General features: G+C 38.3%; 16 protein-coding genes. 6 read left to right on the top strand and 10 right to left on the bottom strand.

What is annotated here, in order from left to right; translation table 11 throughout:
• Positions 1-41: 41 nt before the first annotated feature.
• Complete coding sequence (locus tag HMPREF2802_RS05165) at positions 42-1,052, bottom strand: acyltransferase family protein (protein WP_002471938.1); 1,011 nt, start codon at positions 1,050-1,052, stop codon at positions 42-44.
• Between the two features lie 271 nt (positions 1,053-1,323).
• Between HMPREF2802_RS05165 and HMPREF2802_RS05160 the strand changes: the two genes are divergently transcribed.
• Positions 1,324-1,752 (top strand): MarR family winged helix-turn-helix transcriptional regulator, encoded by a 429-nt coding sequence (locus tag HMPREF2802_RS05160; protein WP_070502987.1) that lies wholly within the window; start codon positions 1,324-1,326, stop codon positions 1,750-1,752.
• A gap of 207 nt (positions 1,753-1,959) precedes the next feature.
• Here HMPREF2802_RS05160 and HMPREF2802_RS05155 read toward each other — a convergent pair whose 3' ends face one another.
• Positions 1,960-6,378: a GW dipeptide domain-containing protein gene (locus tag HMPREF2802_RS05155; protein WP_070502986.1), complete on the bottom strand. Its 4,419-nt coding sequence runs from the start codon at positions 6,376-6,378 to the stop codon at positions 1,960-1,962.
• 207 nt (positions 6,379-6,585) lie between these two features.
• Entirely contained in the window at positions 6,586-7,008 is a 423-nt protein-coding gene (locus tag HMPREF2802_RS05150; protein WP_070502985.1) for a GNAT family N-acetyltransferase, read from the bottom strand.
• A gap of 171 nt (positions 7,009-7,179) precedes the next feature.
• Here HMPREF2802_RS05150 and HMPREF2802_RS05145 point away from each other — a divergent pair, with 171 nt between their 5' ends.
• From HMPREF2802_RS05145 to HMPREF2802_RS05130, 4 genes are read left to right on the top strand one after another with little or no spacing between them, the layout of a single operon-like run.
• Positions 7,180-8,046 carry an ABC transporter ATP-binding protein gene (locus tag HMPREF2802_RS05145; protein WP_070502984.1) on the top strand — a complete coding sequence of 289 codons (867 nt, stop codon included), beginning with the start codon at positions 7,180-7,182 and terminating at the stop codon, positions 8,044-8,046.
• Positions 8,043-8,777 carry an ABC transporter permease gene (locus HMPREF2802_RS05140; protein ID WP_070502983.1) on the top strand — a complete coding sequence of 245 codons (735 nt, stop codon included), beginning with the start codon at positions 8,043-8,045 and terminating at the stop codon, positions 8,775-8,777. The genes HMPREF2802_RS05145 and HMPREF2802_RS05140 overlap by 4 nt, the downstream gene beginning before the upstream one ends.
• Positions 8,774-9,862: a sensor histidine kinase gene (locus HMPREF2802_RS05135; protein WP_070502982.1), complete on the top strand. Its 1,089-nt coding sequence runs from the start codon at positions 8,774-8,776 to the stop codon at positions 9,860-9,862. Before HMPREF2802_RS05140 ends, HMPREF2802_RS05135 begins: the two co-directional genes overlap by 4 nt.
• Positions 9,859-10,461, top strand: a complete 603-nt coding sequence (locus HMPREF2802_RS05130; RefSeq protein WP_070502981.1) for a response regulator transcription factor — start codon at positions 9,859-9,861, stop codon at positions 10,459-10,461. The genes HMPREF2802_RS05135 and HMPREF2802_RS05130 overlap by 4 nt, the downstream gene beginning before the upstream one ends.
• Positions 10,462-10,516: 55 nt before the next feature.
• Here the strand turns inward: HMPREF2802_RS05130 and HMPREF2802_RS05125 are convergent, their stop codons facing one another.
• Complete coding sequence (locus HMPREF2802_RS05125) at positions 10,517-10,987, bottom strand: DUF2538 family protein (protein ID WP_002471869.1); 471 nt, start codon at positions 10,985-10,987, stop codon at positions 10,517-10,519.
• Positions 10,988-11,008: 21 nt separating this feature from the next.
• The gene (locus HMPREF2802_RS05120; protein ID WP_070502980.1) at positions 11,009-12,274 is read right to left on the bottom strand and encodes an LCP family protein; all 1,266 of its coding nucleotides are present in this window, start codon (positions 12,272-12,274) and stop codon (positions 11,009-11,011) included.
• Between the two features lie 556 nt (positions 12,275-12,830).
• Here HMPREF2802_RS05120 and HMPREF2802_RS05115 point away from each other — a divergent pair.
• Positions 12,831-14,483, top strand: a complete 1,653-nt coding sequence (locus HMPREF2802_RS05115) for a phospho-sugar mutase (RefSeq protein ID WP_070502979.1) — start codon at positions 12,831-12,833, stop codon at positions 14,481-14,483.
• A gap of 113 nt (positions 14,484-14,596) precedes the next feature.
• Here the strand turns inward: HMPREF2802_RS05115 and rihC are convergent, their stop codons facing one another.
• From rihC to qoxA, 5 genes are all read right to left on the bottom strand, one after another.
• Positions 14,597-15,505: a ribonucleoside hydrolase RihC gene (gene rihC, locus HMPREF2802_RS05110; protein WP_070503413.1), complete on the bottom strand. Its 909-nt coding sequence runs from the start codon at positions 15,503-15,505 to the stop codon at positions 14,597-14,599.
• A 145-nt stretch (positions 15,506-15,650) separates the two neighbouring features.
• Positions 15,651-15,941 (bottom strand): cytochrome aa3 quinol oxidase subunit IV, encoded by a 291-nt coding sequence (qoxD, locus tag HMPREF2802_RS05105; protein ID WP_040806519.1) that lies wholly within the window; start codon positions 15,939-15,941, stop codon positions 15,651-15,653.
• Positions 15,938-16,543, bottom strand: a complete 606-nt coding sequence (gene qoxC / locus HMPREF2802_RS05100) for a cytochrome aa3 quinol oxidase subunit III (protein ID WP_070502978.1) — start codon at positions 16,541-16,543, stop codon at positions 15,938-15,940. The genes qoxD and qoxC overlap by 4 nt, the downstream gene beginning before the upstream one ends.
• Positions 16,533-18,521: a cytochrome aa3 quinol oxidase subunit I gene (gene qoxB / locus HMPREF2802_RS05095; protein ID WP_070502977.1), complete on the bottom strand. Its 1,989-nt coding sequence runs from the start codon at positions 18,519-18,521 to the stop codon at positions 16,533-16,535. The genes qoxC and qoxB overlap by 11 nt, the downstream gene beginning before the upstream one ends.
• A complete protein-coding gene (gene qoxA / locus HMPREF2802_RS05090) occupies positions 18,521-19,645 on the bottom strand; it encodes a cytochrome aa3 quinol oxidase subunit II (RefSeq protein WP_049409201.1) in 1,125 nt (374 codons plus the stop codon). Before qoxA ends, qoxB begins: the two co-directional genes overlap by 1 nt.
• Positions 19,646-19,740: the final 95 nt, after the last annotated feature.

Genomic DNA, 19,740 nt, shown 5'->3' with positions numbered 1-19,740 from the left:
TATTCTAACATAAATCAAGAGATTGCAATTCGGCTTTATTATCATTTCGAGTTAAATTGCGAAGGTCGTTTTAAATGAATGATTGGGTTCGACCATTTTACTACAAAGTTGGTTGTTAAAATATAAACAATCAATGCACTCAAACCGATGAGATAAATATAAGTCATAATTGAGATTGGTTCTTTGAATGGGTAGAGTTCAAAGCCTCTCACTACGCCAATCACTAAGCCGTGTAATAGGTAAACTTGCAATGTGCGACCACCCATGTACGTGAACCAATGTTGGCCTTGGGGCACAAGATTAAAGACTGAGAACATCGCGACTAGGATGATGACGTAGAGTACAAGCCGTTTCAATGGACTGTATAAACCTTGATCGCCATCCTCTAAAGAAGTGTAAGGCGTACTGCCAAGCAACCAATCTGCATTGATAGGGTGGATATAATAAATCACAAAGAAACTGATGAGTATAGCGATAGAAATCGGTATGAGTCGTTTATCACGCAAGAACGCAGTATGTCGTTTCTGGAACAGGTAACCAATATAGAAGATTGGGAAAAAGATAATCGTTCTTGAGAAACTTAAATATTCGTTGATATTCGATGAAAATCCTGCGAATAGCGATATGATAATTGCGACGGGTAAGACGATATAGGGTTTGTAATCCTTAACGATGACGAGAATGACATGGAATAAAAATAATGTCAGCAAGAACCATAACGCAAATACAGGGTTGAAAGGATCAAATGTCACTTTATCGGTTTGCCCTGTAAAGTAATAATAAAATGAGAAAAAGGCAAAGAAGATAAAGTAAGGAATGAGTAACTTTCTAGAGACCTTTTCTAAATAGCCTTGTTCCCCGATTTTTTTCGCAAAATAACCAGATATAAAGAGAAATCCTGGCATATGGAAACTATAAATAGTTAAGTATAGCGCCGATAAAATCGGACTCTCAGATTTATATGGTTGTAAAAGATGACCGAAAACTACGAAAAATATTAATATCGCGCGTGCATTATCAAAATAATAGTCTCTTTGTAAGGATTTACCCATAAATTTAGCTCCTTCAAAAAATTTATAACATCTAATAATTTATTATACAAAGTGTTGCTAATGCAACAATATCGCATTATTGTGGCAAAATCGTTTGTATTTAATGAGCGAGAAACGTATAATATTTTTAAATTCAGTATAAGTGTAGCATTACATCATGTAGTGAAAGTGGGGGCGGTTCGCGCGTTTCCTTTAAGATAATATCCATATCGCGCGTTTCCAACTTCCAGTGCATCGCTACAGATAGAACTTAAATAAGAGAGGACAACACATGTATAAACAACTCGAAACAATCATTACTTCTTTAAATGAAGATTTGGATCTTGTGAGTCAGCGAATAGGTAGTAAAGTCGATTTATCTCATGAACAGTTTGTCATATTAAGATTACTATATACGCAACAAATGATGTCTCAACATACCATTACACACAAGTTGCACAGAGAGCAATCGTTGGTGTCGCGTTGGATTAAGAAACTACGTCGTCTCGATTACGTGAAAAGTCAGACGTCTCCAGTAGACATGCGACGAAAAGATTTATTGCTCACTGAAAGAGGTCTAGAACTTGTACGCCAAATTAATGAAGCACGTATCTCACTCCTTGAAGTGCGGGCTCAGAAATTAACTGAAGATGAGCAAGCCCTATTCGCGACATTGTTAGCAAAGTTGAATGATAGTGATCAAGACGATGATACTGAATAAAAAACGATAATTCATTATCTTGTAAGTCACTAAGGCTATTCATTCCTCGGTTAACTAAGCCGTTTCCACATAAGGCTTACATGATACTCAACGTGGCGTCTGTAGCAAAAAATAAAATTCACTTAATAAAACCCTTCAATCATTACGTTTAAGCAATGACTGAAGGGTTAAGTTTATGATTTATTTCATTGGTTTCAATCGACCATACTATTTTTGATACGTACTGATATCAAAGTATTTACCAGTTTGTTTAATTTGATCGTAGAATGACTTAATGCGGATAGCATTTTGTTTAGCCCATCCAATATCAGTCGCATATTGATGCGTACCTGGGTTGGCAGGATTCCAACGCATTTTATACAACGTATTCTGACCCTCATGAATGTAACGGCCAGCGATGAAATGCGCACCGCCAATAATCGCTTTCTTCACTGTATCCCAACCTGCTTGTTTCGCATAATTGAAACCTCCGCGAAGTGCATCACTGTCTACCGCACCAATACCGAACATGTTGTAGTACTTCTTACCTGTAGTGACCACTTTATTATTAACCACGTTACCACCATTTGCGAGGGTAGAAGTTCCATTGCCTGTTTCAAGTAGGGCATGTGAAATGAGATAAATTTCATTGATATTGTACATCTTCGCAGCTTCACTGAAAGCTTCACCTTGGCCTTCAAGAATACCTTTACCAGCGAGTAATTTGTTGAGTGAAGCAACTGATAGATTCTGAGCCATATCGAGTCTTAAGAATTGATATTTCTGAGTATCATCTTTAGCGAGTTTATCAGAGTCCATCGCTGCCTTGATTTCAGCAAGTGAAGCATTCGTCCATTTACCTGGAACATGTTGCACTTGTGGACGGTAAGCCAAGTTATATTGTAATTTTGCAGCTTGATCAAGTGTCATGTTAGAGCGGTAGTATTTCACTAACGCTTTACTTAAGTCAGACGCCTTAATCCACACGAGTTTACCGTTTGAAAGCTTACCATGATACCAAGTCACACCATTCACCGTTTGTTGTTCGATGACTTTAAAGATACTTGCATAAGCGCCAGTGAGTGCTGTGCCGTTCTTCGCAGTCGGTGAGCTGTAGTAGAGACCATTCTTATTCGTTACGACAAATTCATATGAGAATGGCGTTGTCTTACTTGCAGCAGCTTCTTTCGTAACCGCTTTACCACTTTGTGCAGTTGCTTTCACAGGTGTTAAATCTTTGCTATTAATCCAACCTGTCTTATTGTTCGTCGTACCGTAAAGGTAGGCGTTATTATCCACTTTAATTGATTTCGATACGTTAAAGATACTGTTGTGAGCTTGTTTCAAGTTATCCAACAACTGTTTATTCGTACCCCAAGGGATAGAGTAGAGACCTTGCGTTGATGGTTTGATCGTATATTGACCTTTTGCAGCAGTTGGTTTGCTTAAATTCTTTAATTGAATATCTTTCGCGTTGAGCCAACCGATTGGTGTATTTTGACGTTCATTCTGTAATAAGACGTAAGTTTGGTTGCCTTGTGTACGTTGTTTTGTAATAGTAAAAGTTTTGCCGCCATAAACGTTCGCTTTTTTACCAACTGGATCAAAGACAGTTGCACGAATACCTGAGTTATTCGCTTTAACTTGACCAATCTTACTTACAGCAGTCGTCACGTTCTTAGGTGTTGTATCTTTGTAAGCCACATCACTTGTTAACATCCAACCGATATTCGTATTCTTATCAGTTAAAAGGTAGAATGACTTCTGACCTAAAGTCGCTTTCTTCGTTAACTGATACGTCTTGCCATTAAGGTATGACTTCTGAACACCGCTTTGATCGTAAACAGTTGTGTAAAGGCCATGATTAGATTTAGCTACTGTACCTTGCGCGTTCGTTAATGGTGTAACGACGAGCTTCGCTGACGCAGCAGGTGCTTTCGGTGTCGGTTGTGCTGGTTTAGGCTGAGCTGTTGCTGTACTTGTTAAATGTGATGCACTTATCCAACCAGAAAGTTTGTTTACTGTACCGTAAATGTAAGGTGTTGAACCAATCACTTGTTGTTTCGTAGCTTTAAATGATTGGAGACCTTTACCAGATACTGTACCTGCTTTTTGAGCTGACGTACCCCAAGGAACGAGATAAAGTGTTTCGCCAGATTTCACTTTGTATGTTTGGTTAACTGATTTCGTTGCGCCCGCTTTGTTGTAGTTCACGTCGTTCTGATGAATCCAACCGATCAAATTACCTTTGTTGTAATCAGAAACGAGGTAGAATTTTTCTGAACCAAGGGAAGCGGCCTTAGTCACTTTCAATGTTTGGTTCGTTTGTGTCGCTTTTTTACCTTTTTGGTCATAAACCGTAGTATATAAGCCTTTATTAGAACTATTGATACGTGCAACACCACTGTTAGCATTTACTGACAGTGTACCTTGTTTACCTGTTGAAGTAGATGGTTTAGGTTGACTTGGTGAAGGTTTAGACGGTTGTGTCGTTGTACCTGAGCTTGCAGTTCCCCAAGATGCGACTTTGTTCGTTTTAATTAAATATTTTTCATAAATTAAATCATAAAGCTCATCATAAGAATAGTTGTGCATTGCAAGGTAACCATGTGGATCGACGTGATCTGTACCACCTAAGTAGTTACTTACAGAACGGTGTGTCCATACTGTACCTTGACCATCATATTCAGCACTGTCTGGTTTCAAACCATAGTAGAGTAGGTTCGTTGCTGCATAATCCGCATAGTTGTTGATTGAACGTGCGAATGAGTCATAGTCATGTGTGTGGACAAGCTCAACGTGGATAAAACGTTGGTTAGCAACAGGGCCTGCACCCCAAGCGCCGTAGTCCGTGTTCGCCGTTTCGATAATACGGTTACCATCGACATAGGCATGTACGAACGCAAGACTATAGTTATTCTTCATGAAGTTAACTTCGCCATCAATCGTAGAAGAATCGTTGGCTGTATCATGCATCACGATACCTTCAGGTTTACCATAGCGATAGTTAAATTGAGGTAAATAACTCGCGATACTTTGCTCGTACGTTGGTACTTTATAGTTCTTGCTACGGATGTAATTATTGATTGAAGAATTCACTTTAGGTGCATACTTCGGCAATTTCAACTTCGGTGCTTTAGAAGCTGCTCTGAATGTTGATGTATTAGTTGGAATTTCTTCTGCATCATCGGAAGCGACATATTTCGCTTGAACTTCTTCAAAATGACGTTCTACTTCATCTTGTTTATGAGGTGAGGCTGTCACTTGAGCCGCTATTAACGTATGGTGTTCATGTGCTTTATCAGTTGGCGTTGCATCAGCAAGATTACTTTCGTCTTCAGCGGACGGTGTTGTGGCTTCTGTAACCTCGTCATCTACAAAATGCGCATGATCTGCTTGGTAATGACCTTCGACTACGCCTTGTTTGTCAGGTGCAGCAGTAATTTGAGCTGGTGTTAATGTACGTTTAGCATGTGCCGCATCAGTTGGTGTGGCATGTGTAAGGTCTTCATTAGCTTTAGTTACATCTGAGTTATCGTCAGATGAAGATGGGCTAGTAGCAGATTCTTCTGAGTCTGTTGATTTCGCATCATTGCTTGAAGATACTGTATTCGCTTGCGCGTTCTCGCTATCTGATTGTCTAACATCTGAATCTTGAACTGAAGCTGTTTTATCGTCAGCATCTGTCTCAGTATCTTTATTATCTACATTGTGTTGTGCTTGAGTTTGTTCAACATCTTGCGTACTTGAAGTGTTCGCTTTATCAACAATATTGTGATTATTTTCTTCTGATACTGTTGAATCTGCGTTACCTTGTTGATCTTCAGTAGCAGAGTGTTTATCGATATCTTGAGCTTGTTCGATAGCATTTGAAGAAGCTTCTGTACTATCTTGCTCCATAGTAGAAGCGGTTACGTCAGTAGTTGCTGATGTTTGGTCCCCTTGAACATCAGTTGCGGATTGAGCTACTTCTTCGTTATCAAGAGTAGTTACAGGCGTTTCAATAGCTTCGTCTTGTACCGCATCAGTTGAAGTTGTCGCATCTTCTGATACAGTTTCGTTGTTAGACACGGCTTGATCAGTCTCTGCAGTGTTAGTCTCATTATCTTGTGTTGTTTCTTCGGCAGGCGTTTGATCCACCGTTTCCGTAGTCGCTACTGTGTCATCTTGTGCGTTCGCTTCATGATCTTGCGCATTCACATCATCACTTTGAGCGTCAGTTTCGCTACTTTGTACATCTGTATCTTCACTTTGTGTATCTTGAGAAACTTGTGCTTCTTGTTGAGCGTCAGTCCCTTGTGAAACTTCGTCTGATGTCACGTCTTGCGCCTCAGTTTCATTATCTGCAGTCTGATAAAGCGAATCTAAATGAGAGTCGTACGCTTCTGTATCTGCTGTTTCAGGCGCTTTCACAATAGAAGGATCTTGATAAACTTGTGTCCCTGAAATATTTGTCGTCGGGTTGCTGATTTCATCTTTAATTTCTTTTGATTGATCTAATGCGTGCTGGTCGTCAAGAACATTAGAATTTGAGGTTTGATCTTGTGTTTTTTCAGCCGCATGAGCGTGATGTGTAGTCAAAGCTGTACCTGCTAACGTTAACGCAATAATTGAAGGCACTTTGAATTTAAACTTTAAATTAGCCATATAACTACTCCTTTATGTATACAAAATTTAAATACATTATAATACGGAGTATGTGTAAAATCTTGAATTTCACTGGATTGTAATATAAAAGTAATCTTAAAAAGCGTAGTCACCACATAATATTATTGAATTACGCGTGCCTACGCTTAAAATATCAGATATATTATATTTTCATTACAACTTGAAGACAAAGTGTATAATCACTGTTTAAATATGCTTTGTCATGCGTATATGCTCAATATTTTCCTCTAAAAATACTTCACCCTCAGCCTCATAACCTAAGGAACGATAGAAATGTTCAGCCTGACACTGTGCATTGAGCATCAATGTTGAATAACCCTCTTTCTGCGCAACTTCCTCTACAAACTGCATCAGCTGTCTGCCATTACCGCCTTGTCTATAGGATGATTTAATCGCCACACGTTCAACTTTAGCTGCATCTTCATAAGGTCGAAAGCGTGCGACTGCGAAGGGTTCTCCATTCTCGGCATAACCTACGATATGTGTCGCGACTTCTTCGTATGAATCGAGTTCATTTTCGATCGGTACACCTTGCTCGTGCACAAATACTTCTCTTCTTATTGAAAATGCATCCGATAATTCCTCTTTAGTCGTCACTTTTTTGAACATGTTATCCCCACCTTGAAGTTTTAAAAGCAATTATATCTTATTATGTATGAGAATTCACTTCAGAATCCTTAGAATGTGACATTTGTCACATTGAAGTGATGACATCCTCTACTACTGCAATTCCCAGAGAATTTGTAATATTGAAGTATCACCAGTGGAGGAGGTAGGACCATGATTGAAGTAAAACATTTAGAAAAAGTTTTTCAGAAAAAGCAAGTGCTAAAAGGCGTGAACTTTAACATACCTAGCGGTGAATGTACTGCGCTCATAGGCAAAAATGGAGCAGGAAAATCGACTTTAATTGATATTCTAATAGGGGATTTGGAACGAAACCGAGGTACTATCCGAGATCCACAACATTTACTAGATAAAGAACATTTAGGTATACTCTTTCAAACTTCTCAATTTCCAAAAGTAATGAAAGTGAAAGAACTATATCATCTTTATGCGAAAATAGTTAAAAATCCATTCTCTTTAAAGCAATTTCAAGAGATTACTCTTTTTACAGAAAAACAGCTTAATCAATTTGCGAATCAGCTTTCGGGAGGTCAACAACGCATATTAGCTTTCGCACTTGCTATTATTGGACGTCCTAAGTTGCTCATTATGGATGAACCCACGAGTGCGATGGATGTCGAAATGCGCAGTCATTTTTGGAACGTTATTGAAAAACTCAAACAGCAAGGTACCACGATATTTTACACATCGCATTATATAGAAGAAGTAGAACGCATGGCTGACCGAATTATCGTCTTAGATAAAGGCGTCATAACTATAGAAACGACACCTCAAGATTTGAAACAAACACAGCATTATTCTGTAATATCCGTACCTAAAAGCTGGGCAAAACACATAACCCAGTTGCAATCGGTTAAGTCAATTCAGCAAGACAAATTACTATATATAACTACTGATAATGTCGAAACGACGCTCAAAGAGTTGATGACGCATCATATTAATCTTAATGAGATAGAAATCACGAAGTCGTCATTATTGGAAACAATATTTTACGAAGATAAAGAGGAGGAAGACGTATGATACGAACGTATTTAAGTATAGAAATTAAAATGCTATTTCGAAAGAAAGTTTATTTAGCATTATCAATACTTTTGCCATTAGTATTCTACTTACTCTTCACTTCAATTATTGATATACCTTCTGCTCAACAGGAAATTTTCTATAAAGAATACATGTATAGTATGGTAACTTTCAGTTTAACCAGTTTCTGTTTAATGAGCTTTCCTGTGGATTTAATAGAAGAGCACCAAATAGGGTGGCAGAAACAGTTACTTAACACGCGTATGAGTTATCCTGCTTATTATATGACGAAAGTGTTCAAGACGATGATTCAATTTGCTTTATCAATCGTAGTGATCTTTATCGTTGCTGCTACTGTGCGCAATATATCTATGTCCATGAGCGAGTGGCTAATTTCAGGTCTGACACTTTGGATTTGTGCTAGTTTATTTTTATCTATTGGTATTCTGTTGGCCCAAGTCAATGATTTACAAAAAGCGAGTAGTCTAGGCAATATTTTATATATCGTCTTAGCAATGGTAGGTGGTCTGTGGTTCCCAGTGAGTCAATTTCCAGAATGGTTAAAGGTCATTGCTTACAAATCTCCAACTTATCACATGAAACAGATCGCTCTAGATATTGGAAAAGGGGAGCACTTTAACTGGCAGTCTATGCTAGTATTATTAATATATAGTGTTATCTTTGTGGGGATGGCTTTACTGTTGAAAAGAAAACGAGGTGCGTCAAAATGAAAGCAAAGCTGAATACGAGTCTCATTCATTTGTCCTCGTTGTTATATTTTCTCATGCTCGTAATCGGACTATTCATGCATCCTCGTGGCTCGATATGGCTAAATATTATCTTAGTTATTACATTCGGTATCGTTTATTCGTTAATGATCATCTGTAATCCAATATTGAATACCTATGTATTATACAGTTGTTTCCTTGTCTATTGTATGTTGACGATAAGCTTTGTATATAGCATGGCACCTGAAGTATCGTTATTTTTCTTTTACAGTGCTTTCTTTATTCCTTTTATAGTAAAAGAAAAATTTCAGAAGTGGTTTATTCTTACGATGCTGATAGCGATGTGTGGTTGTTTAGCGGTTACTTTAATCTTTTATAACTTCTCCCATTTGTTTACACTTATTCTGTTTTACGTCGTTATCGTTATGATATTGATCGGTAATAAGCGAATGGTTAAAAATCGCAAGTTGAAACAAGAACTTGAACAGAAGAATCAACATATCAACGTTTTGATTGCAGAACAAGAGCGGAACCGCATTGGTCAGGATCTTCATGACACGTTAGGTCATGTCTTTGCGAGCCTCAGTTTAAAATCAGAACTCGCTATGAAATTGATAGATCAAGATAAAGATAAAGCGAAAGAAGAGATAGCAGCAGTTAATCAACTTTCTAAAGAAGCGCTTCATAAAGTAAGAAATATTATCAATGATTTGAAGGTCCAATCTTTTGAAGAAGAAGTACAGGGAATGGAAATGCTATTAGAGAATGCGAATTTCGAATTTTATTTTACCCATAAGGAGAAAGCGCGCGTACTCAGTCCTTCTAAACAATCTATCTTAGCCATGATCTTAAGAGAAGCGTTGAATAACGTGATTAAGCATTCTGGAGCGACGAAAGTATGTTGTAGTCTGGAAGATAATCAAGAGACAATTACGTTAACAGTGCATGACAATGGACGCGGTCTAGATAGCGGTACTACGTTACACAGTATTGAACAGCGTGTGAATAGAGTGAATGGTACACTTAAGGTGACGAATGACAAGGGTCTGAAAGTACAAATTACAGTTCCACGAGGTGAGCGCCTATGATACGAATCACGATAGCTGAAGATCAGACGATGTTGCGTCAAGCAATGGTACAACTTATTGAAATGCATGACGATATTTCTGTAGTGGGAGAAGCGGGCGATGGCGCACAAGCTTTCCAACAAATTGAAGCGCAGTCACCTGACATCGCGATATTAGATGTAGAAATGCCCCAACTTTCTGGGTTAGATGTATTGAGTCGAGTAAGAGCACAAGAAATCCCAACTCATATTATTATCGTTACTACATTTAAACGTCCTGGATACTTTGAAAGGGCAGTAGCGAACGATGTCGATGCATATGTACTGAAAGAACGTTCTGTAGATGAATTAGTGGAGACGATGTATAAAGTGATGAATGGAGAGAAAGAGTATAGTAGTTCACTCATGACTTCTGTGTTTAAAGAAAGAAATCCACTCACGGCTAAAGAACAGCTTGTGTTAAAAGAAATTGGTAAAGGACGCTCAAGTAAAGAAATTTCGAAAGCACTCTATTTATCGAATGGGACGGTTCGGAATTATACCTCTACACTTATTGAAAAATTAACAGTAGATAATCGCTTCGAAGCTTGGAAGAAGGCAGTGGAGAAGGGGTGGATTTAAAACAATACATTATAAAAGGCGTTGTTCGCGGGGAACAACGCCTTTTATTCATCTCTTATTGTGCTTCTTGACGTACGATGGCAGTATATTGCCAGAATATGCGCATCTGAGCAATATTCCAGTTATTCATGCCCATCGTAAAGCCAGATGGTGTAAAGATATTGACATTCGTTACTTCAAGTGCGGCTGCAATCAAGTATTGGATTGGCACACTGATCGACTGCATCGTTTCAGTGACACCATTTTCATCATAAACCCATGAGAAAGGAAGTTCAGACTCAAATACATCGACTTTGTCAAAGATTTCAGGTAATGCCACTATATAACATGCACCGTCGACCACAGGATTCGTTTCACTGTCTTTATAGTAGATACGTAAAGCTTCGTAATTCTCACGATGTTCATGGTTCACATAGAAGAGTTGTCCTCTAAATAGTGCCATATCTTTACTATGAATCATCTGCTGTTCAAGTATGTTGAACATGCCGTTAATGTGCGAGAGTTTCTCATATGTTTTGCGTGACATCGCGCACACTCCTTTCAGAAATTAGTAGACGTCATAGCCACCTTGTTGTTGATTGTTAGGATCTTGACCGTACTGACCGGATTGATTAGGATCCGCGCCTTGAGATGGTGCTTGATCTTGGCCTTGACCTTGGTTACCATTGGCTGGATTGCCGCCTTGTCCTTGTTGGTCATCCTCTTGATCCTTATTAGATTTGGAATGTAAAGTTTTATCATCGTCTTTGTCACTTGTCGTGTCATTCTGATTCTTATCTAGTAAATCATCGTCGAGTTGCGTTTGTGGTACGAGTTCACCATAACGATCAATCACACGTTGATTTAAGAAGTCACGTTTATTCTTGATAGGTGATAAACCTAAATCTTTACGTAAAAGGTTCGATGATTTCATTATACTTTTTATGTCTGGATTATAATAGTAAATACCATCGAGCATGTCATCGTCACCAGAGAGTTGTGATTTCTTAATATCTACACCACTCTTTAAGTACGTAGAAGCAAGTGCACGAATTTCTTTGTAACTCAAGTTGTGACTAGAATTTTTACCAACAATTTTAATCACATTATCGAGTTTATTTAAAGAATCTACTTTTTGAGCTTTCGCAAAGAGTAGCTGTAATAGTTCCATTTGTCTTTGACCGCGTTTTAAGTCAGAATCTTTATGACGCGTACGTGCTACAGCTAAAGCTTCTTCGCCGTTCAGTTTATGACGACCTTTTTTAATTTTTGTGCGACCATCATCATTTTTATTCACTTCGTTGATATTGTAAGGCACATCGTACTCGATACCGCCAAGCTCATCTACAGCGTCGACAAAGGCATCCATATTTACTCTGGCATAGTAGTCTACTGGTACATTCATCGTCGCTTCTACGGCATCCATAGAGGCTGTAGGGCCACCATATGCGTGGGCGTGCGTAATCTTATCATAGTAGCTGACTTTCGGAATATAACTAATCGTATCACGCGGAATGCTGAGCAAACGGATTTGTTTCTTATCTTGGTTAAAAGTAGAAAGGATCATGGAGTCTGTTCGTGAGTTCTCGCTATTTTGACCACTCTTTTTACGGTTCTCGTTCTCATCAATTCCTAAGAATAGGATAGAAATCGGATCTTTAGACGCATTTACTTTGCCTTCTCGCAAATTAGATTGACGTCCTGTATCGTTGTCATTATGAGAACTTTCAAAAGCGTTTTGCGAAGATTTGAGTAAGGTTACCGCAAAGATAATCGGTATGACAATCAATACTAATGATAAAAGTATGAGAAGATATTTAAACAATTTATTCATGATTGAAGCTCCCAAATATTAGTTTAGTGTTGTTATGCTATGCGATGAAAAGACATGAACAGTCTCTCTATGTAAGCATCATAACTTTACGCGATAACAAGTGTTTTCATAACTTCATACAATCGATTTTAACTTAAATACAGTCTTTATCATTTTTACAATAACTCACACAAATAAATGTTAAGTTATTGTAAAGACGAAATTGTACTATAAATAATAATTTTATTACTCTCAACTAAAAATATCAACTGTTAGCAGTAATGTCTTATCCTAGATGTTACATAACATTAAGCGTATTTTATCCTACTTCGTCTGTAGACATTTTAACATGTAAAAAATAATAATCTTGCTGACTAAAATATCTTTACTGAACGGATAAACACATGAATTATCAACGCAGATAAGCTATAATGAACCTTACAAATCATATATTGTAAATCAAACTAGGCTAGCGTTACGCATTATAACATACTCATGTTGATTAAAAATGAAAGATACGTAGCCTAGACTTAAATATTTAAATGTTGAATTGGAGTTATAAAGGAGACTTGAGATCATGGTCAATAAACAGGCTTGGTTAGACCACTTAGATGAAAGTTTAGTACGTCATTTCTATGAAGAACAGGATAGTACAACACGCGAAGAGGGCTTCCATGAAACTTTAGCGTTTGGTACAGCAGGAATACGTAGTACGTTTGGTATAGGACCAGGGCGATTGAATGCCTTTACAGTGAGAAAGGTCGCGCTAGGGCTAGCACAATATTTAACTCAACAACATGAAGATCCAAGCATCGTCATCCATTATGATACGAGATTTCTCTCTAAAGATTTCGCCCAAGAAATGGCAGCTGTGCTTGCGCATCAACATGTTCATGTGACGATTTCACAAGATTACAAATCTACACCTGAATTATCGTTCGCAGTCCGTCAATTAAAGACAGATGCGGGTGTGATGATTACTGCGAGTCATAACCCCAAAGATTATAACGGTATTAAAGTTTACGATCAGCATGGTGGCCAGCTACTTCCAGAAGCCTCTGAAGATTTGAGTCAATTTATTAATGCGATTGAAGATCCTTTAAGTATTGAAATAGGGGACTTCGACCAGTTATTGAATGACAATATGATTTCATATCTTCCGAGCGAAGTCACGCAAGCTTATAAAGACGCGGTTAAAGATTTAGTAGGCAATATAGGGAGCGATAGTACCAAAGTTGTGTTGACGAGTTTGCATGGCACAAGTTTACCTATCTTGTCAGACATCTTAACAGAACTTAATTATTCTAATTTTGCAGTTGAAAAGGAACAGTCGACGCCAGACGGTCGTTTCCCAACTGTTGAACGTGCGAATCCGGAAGAAATTGAAGCGTTTGATTTAGGACTGCAGCTTGCGAAGAAGGAAAATGCAGGGCTGATTATTGCTACTGATCCTGATGCGGATCGTTTCGGCTTTATCGAGCGCTACGAAGATGGTACGTACACATACTTTAATGGGAATGAAATTGGCTTATTGCTCATGAAATTGCGCTATCAAGAAGCGTTAGAAAGTGGTAAGCAGCTCTATATGGCGAAATCTATCGTGACAAGTGAGTTAGCTGAGCGTTTAGCGCGTGCATTGAATGTTGAAGTAAATAACGTCTTAACAGGATTTAAATATATTTCTGAGTTACTTGAACAGAAAGCGCATGAGGAAGAGACGTTATTACTGGCCTTTGAAGAAAGTCACGGTTATTTAGCGGCACCGTTCTCACGCGATAAAGATGCGATTCAAATGGTACCATTACTCATTAAATATAAGAACATGCTAGCAGATAACGGTTTAACGATTAAAGATACACTCGAAGATATTTACGAACAGATTGGTCATTTTAAAGATAAAACTGTTTCACCAACATTCGAAGGTGCAGAAGGTAGAGCTCGCATCGAGAATATTATGAATCAATTTAAAGGCCAAGCGCCTCAGAGTATCTGTGGTTTAAATGTACGCGCGATAGAAGATTATAATGAAGGTGTTATGAAGGATATCCAAACGGACGAACAACGTGAATTATCCTTACCTAAAGCAAATCTTGTACGTTTTATTTTTGATGAAGGCTTTATAGCGGTACGTCCTTCAGGTACTGAACCTAAAATTAAACTTTATTTCTCATTAAATGTTGAAGATCTTGACGCTATCATAGAGGAATTTAAAGAAACTTACGTGAAATAAGCAATGATTCAAAGGACCTTTTAAATAGAACTTAAATCATAATATAGCCCTAAGACGGTTTCATAGCGAAATCATCTTAGGGCTATTTTTATGACATAGATAGTGTAAGTGGATTACTTCGCATGACGCAATGCATCGAAGAACAAGTCTTTGAAGCGTTCTGGGTCGATAGACATTACGACACTCGTGTTAGGGAACTCTGAGTTAAAGTCTGTGACAGTCATACCTTTCGTTAACTCGCCTTGGACTTCAATTTGAACATGTGCTTCTTCGACTTTAAAGTGTTCTGGATGGAGTAGGAAGAGTAACGTATAAGCGTCGTACACGTTAATTCCTTTTTCAAAATCATCTCCGCGATAATGTTTGAACATTTGACGTAGCATATCTCCAGTTTGGTTCAAGTCTTTGAGTTCATCGACATGTTCGTGTAGGAGCGTTGAGCTACGTGCCACATCAAGACCGACCATCGTTAGTGGCAATCCAGAATCAAAGACAATTTGTGCTGCTTCTGGATCACAATACATATTAAATTCAGCTGCAGGCGTGATGTTACCTCTGTTTGCGCTACCGCCCATTAAGACGATTTCTTTAATGTGTGCAGTGACTTCAGGATAGGTTTTGAGTAAAAGGGCAATGTTCGTCAGCGGACCTATTGGGATGAGCGTTATCGGTTCGTCGCTTTGAAGTAACGCATCTCTCATGGCTTCAACTGCATGTGTAGATGATAATTCAGTTTCATTTACCTCTTCGAATTCATAACCGGCCATCCCGGATTCGCCGTGAACTTCACTCGCATCAACAATATTCGCCATAAGCGGTTGTGAAGCACCTCGGTGAACTGGAACATTACTATTAAAGAATTTCTTTAATTTTAAAGCGTTAGCTGTGGTTTTCTCAATGCCTACATTACCATTTACTGTAGTAATCATTTTTAAATCAAACTGAGGGTGATTGAGCGCAATACTAATTGCCGCTGCATCATCAATACCTGGATCTGTATCTATAATAATCGGTTGTTTCATTTCCATAGGTCATCCTCCTTAAACGTTGAACTTATATCCATTGTACAACGAATAGATTTATGAATGCTAAGAAGAGCATTTGTTTTCGAGCATAAGAAAAAGGCTCCTCCGAAGAGAAGCCTTCTATACTCACAGCTTATACATCTTATAAGTGGTGAGAGTGACCACCTTGCATTACCCAGTACGTACCGATAACGATAGCAAGAGTAATGATGATGGCGAAGATAACTTTGAAGCTTTGTAAGTTACCGTCTTTACCTTCAGTTAAGTGCATGAACATGAGTAATTGAACTGCAGCTTGGATAAAGGCGAAACCAAAGATGATAGTTATCTTAGCATTTAATGTCATAGAAGTGTATAGAGTTACAAATACTGCGAGAATCGTTAAAACAATAGAGGCAATGAAACCAACTGTGTGTTTTGCTATTGTATTCATCCGCTATACACCATCCCTATCATATATACGGCAGTGAAGATGAAGATCCAAACAACATCTAAGAAGTGCCAGTATAAACTTACGATAAATAATTTTGGAGCATTGTATGAGTCTAATCCACGCATACCGATTTGGATTAATAAACAAATGATCCAGAATATACCTAATGTTACGTGACAACCGTGAGTTCCTAATAGGATAAAGAAGCTTGACCAATAAGAACCGATTGTCAGATTCACACCTTCAGATGCATAGTGCGCGAACTCGTAAATCTCGAATCCTACGAAGACTGCACCTAGAAGTAAAGTGAGAATCATCCAGAACATCATTTTGCCTTGTTGTTCTTTACGCATGTAGTAAATTGCAATACCACAAGTATAAGAACTGATTAACAATGCGAAAGTCATTATTAATACTAATGGTAATTCAAATAGGTCTGTAGTCATTTTGCCAGCATAGTCGCCACCATGTTGCAACGTAAGTAACGTTGCAAACAAGGTACCGAACAATGCAAATTCAGCTGTAAGGAAGATCCAGAAGCCAAGTTTATTCAAATTACCTTCATGTGAACGTGAATCAATAGTTGTTGTATTATGACTCATAACTTACAGCCTCCTTTTCTTTTCTACGTTCTTCACGTAGACGTTCTTCAGTTTCAGCTACTTCTGAAGCAGGGATGTGGTAACCATGATCGACTTGGAAACTTCTGTAAATCATAGTACCAAAGATACCTAAGAGACAGATGATAGCTGGAACGATTGTTTCGAAGATTAAGAAGAAACCTCCGACTGTGAACCAGAGACACATCCAAATGCCGACTGATGTGTCGTTAGGCATGTGAATGTCTTTATAGTTACGGTTGTCTAAGAAGTGACGACCGTGTTCTTTCATGTTGACGAATGTGTCGTAGTCATTCCAATCAGGAGTAACTGCGAAGTTATATTTAGGTGGTACAGCTGATGCTGTTGACCATTCTAAAGTACGTCCTAAGCCATTCCAGTTGTCACCAGTAGCTTCACGTGGTGCTTTGATATGGCTGTAAACGATGCTTGCTACTAGGAATAAGAAACCTAGAGCCATTAATAATGCACCGATAGATGAAATCACGTTAAGTGTAGTCCATCCGTCTTCTGGCATATAAGTGTATAGACGACGTGGCATACCATCTAAACCGAGAACGAATTGTGGTAAGAAACAAACGTTAAATCCGATCATGAATAACCAGAAGCACCATTTGTTTAATGTCTCGTTTAGTTTGTATCCCATCATCTTAGGATACCAGAAGATTAATGCAGCTAGACAAGCGAATACAACACCAGTAACTAATGTGTAGTGGAAGTGTGCCACTAGGAAGTAAGTGTTGTGATATTGGAAGTCGGCTGCTGCCATCGCTAGCATTACACCTGTAACCCCACCAAGTAGGAAGTTAGGGATAAATGCTAGTGAGAATAGCATTGGTGATTCAAAGGTAATTCGACCTTGGAATAAAGTGAATAACCAGTTGAATAATTTAACACCGGTAGGAATACCGATCATCATTGTTGTAATTGAGAAGAATGAGTTGATTAACGCACCATTACCCATTGTGTAGAAATGGTGAACCCATACTAAGAAACTTAAGAATGCGATACCTGCTGTTGCCCAGATCATACTCTTATGACCGAATAAGCGTTTACGCGCAAATGTCGGAATAATTTCTGAGTAGATACCGAATGCTGGCAAGATAACGATATAAACTTCGGGGTGCCCCCAAACCCAGAAGAAGTTTGCCCATAGCATTGGCATACCGCCGTTAGCAACAGTGAAGAAATCAGTACCGAAGATTCTATCGATAGTGAATAATGCTAATGCTACTGTTAAAACTGGGAACGCCAAGATAACGATCAATGTAGTGATGAACGTTGTGATAGTGAACATTGGCATTTCCATAAATTTCATAGTAGGTGTCTTACATCTTAAGATTGTTACGAAGAAGTTGATACCAGTCATCAATGTACCGATACCAGAAATCTGAATCGCAATTAAGTAGTAGTTGACACCTGGTCCTGGACTGAATTCTCCTGCAAGTGGTGCATAGTTAGTCCAACCTGCTGCAGGTGAACCACCTACGATAAATGAAAGGTTGAACAAAATCATACCTGAGAAGAATAACCAGAAACTTACGTTGTTAAGTACTGGGAAGGCAACGTCTCGTGCACCGATTTGAAGTGGAACAACAGCGTTCCATAAACCGAATACGAAAGGCATTGCCATAAAGATAATCATGATAACACCGTGTGTACTAAAGATTTCATTGTAGTGGTTAGATTCCAAGAACTTATTGTCTGGCATTACTAATTGAGTACGAATGAGCATCGCATCAATACCACCACGGACGAACATTAATACAGCACAGACTAAGTACATGATCGCAATTTTCTTATGGTCAACGGACATGAACCATTCTTTAAATAGATATTTCCATAATTTGAAGTAACTAATTACAGCGATTAGCGCGATGACTAAGAATGGCGCAGCAATTTGAGCCGCTGTAATCATCCAGTTACCTTGTACTATCAATTGATCCCATGGAAAATTCATTAATGTCCACCTCCATGTTCATGATCTTTGTCGTGCTTAGACTCTTTGTCATCTTTAGCACCTTTAGAGATTTTTTCCATTTCATCCATATTATGATGTTCTTTTTTCTTGAACTCATTATTATATGGTTTGTCGTTTGGTAAGATCATTTCTGACATACCGTGACGTTTGTAGTTAGCATTTGTGATTTGATGTTTACGAGCAGGTTTGTCTTTATCTGGTTTGTCCAATACATCTTTCTTGATCTCTTCTTCAGAGTTGAAGTTAGGATCTTTTTGAACGTAGTGATAACGTTTGTAAGCGTAGAAGATGTACTCTGGATCTGCCGCTGGGTCAACAAATGCCATGTGTGTACCACTGAATGTTAGGTTCTTGTTCTCAGTAGTAGGTAAAAGTTGTTTGTCGAACGTATCTTGATCGAGTGTTTTGTGTTTCTTAGCATCTTTTACCCATTTGTCATAGTCACTTTGACTTACTGAATGTACATCGAATGTTTGACGTGCGAAACCTTCACCATTGAAGTTCGAGTTACGTCCACGGAATGTACCAGTTTGATCCGCAGTTAATGTCCAATCCATTGTCATTCCTGTCATTGCGTATTTCTGACCACCGAGTTGTGGTACCCAGAAACTTGTCATCATGTCCATAGATTGGAGCTTGAAGACAACAGGACGATCTTTAGGGATTGTTAAATGGTTAACTGTCTCAATTTTTTCTTCTGGATAAGAGAAGAACCATTTATAACCAGCGCTTGTTGCGTAGATAACGATTGGATCTTTATCTTTTTGCGGTGGTGCATCGTAAGTGTAAAGCGATTTAACAGTTGGAATCGCTAAAGCAGTTACGATAAGAACCGGAACAATAAACCAAATTGTTTCGATTAAAGAGTTGTGATGCATTTTACCTGATTCGTCATTTCCTTTTAAGCGGTATTTAAAAAGGAATACAGCGAATAAGATAAGCACCACTGCGACAATAACAAGCATGAAAATGATTGAATACATAATCAAGAATTTAGAGTCGCTTGCTATTGGCCCTTTTGGGTTTAAGACTTCTACGTTTGAACAGCCACTAAGTAAAATTAGTGAGCCAAATAATAGAAGCAAAGACTTAAATTTTGACACTTTTTTGACCTCCTAATACTACAATTGTAGGGCTTATCATCAATTTTAAGATATTACGGAATATTTACAAGTACCTACGGCAAAAAAATTGTTGT

Origin of the sequence: Staphylococcus sp. HMSC071G07, assembly GCF_001811435.1 — a bacterium.
Taxonomy (GTDB): domain Bacteria; phylum Bacillota; class Bacilli; order Staphylococcales; family Staphylococcaceae; genus Staphylococcus; species Staphylococcus pettenkoferi.
Note: the sequence above shows the minus strand (reverse complement) of the source record. Positions and strands in the feature narration are given on the sequence as shown.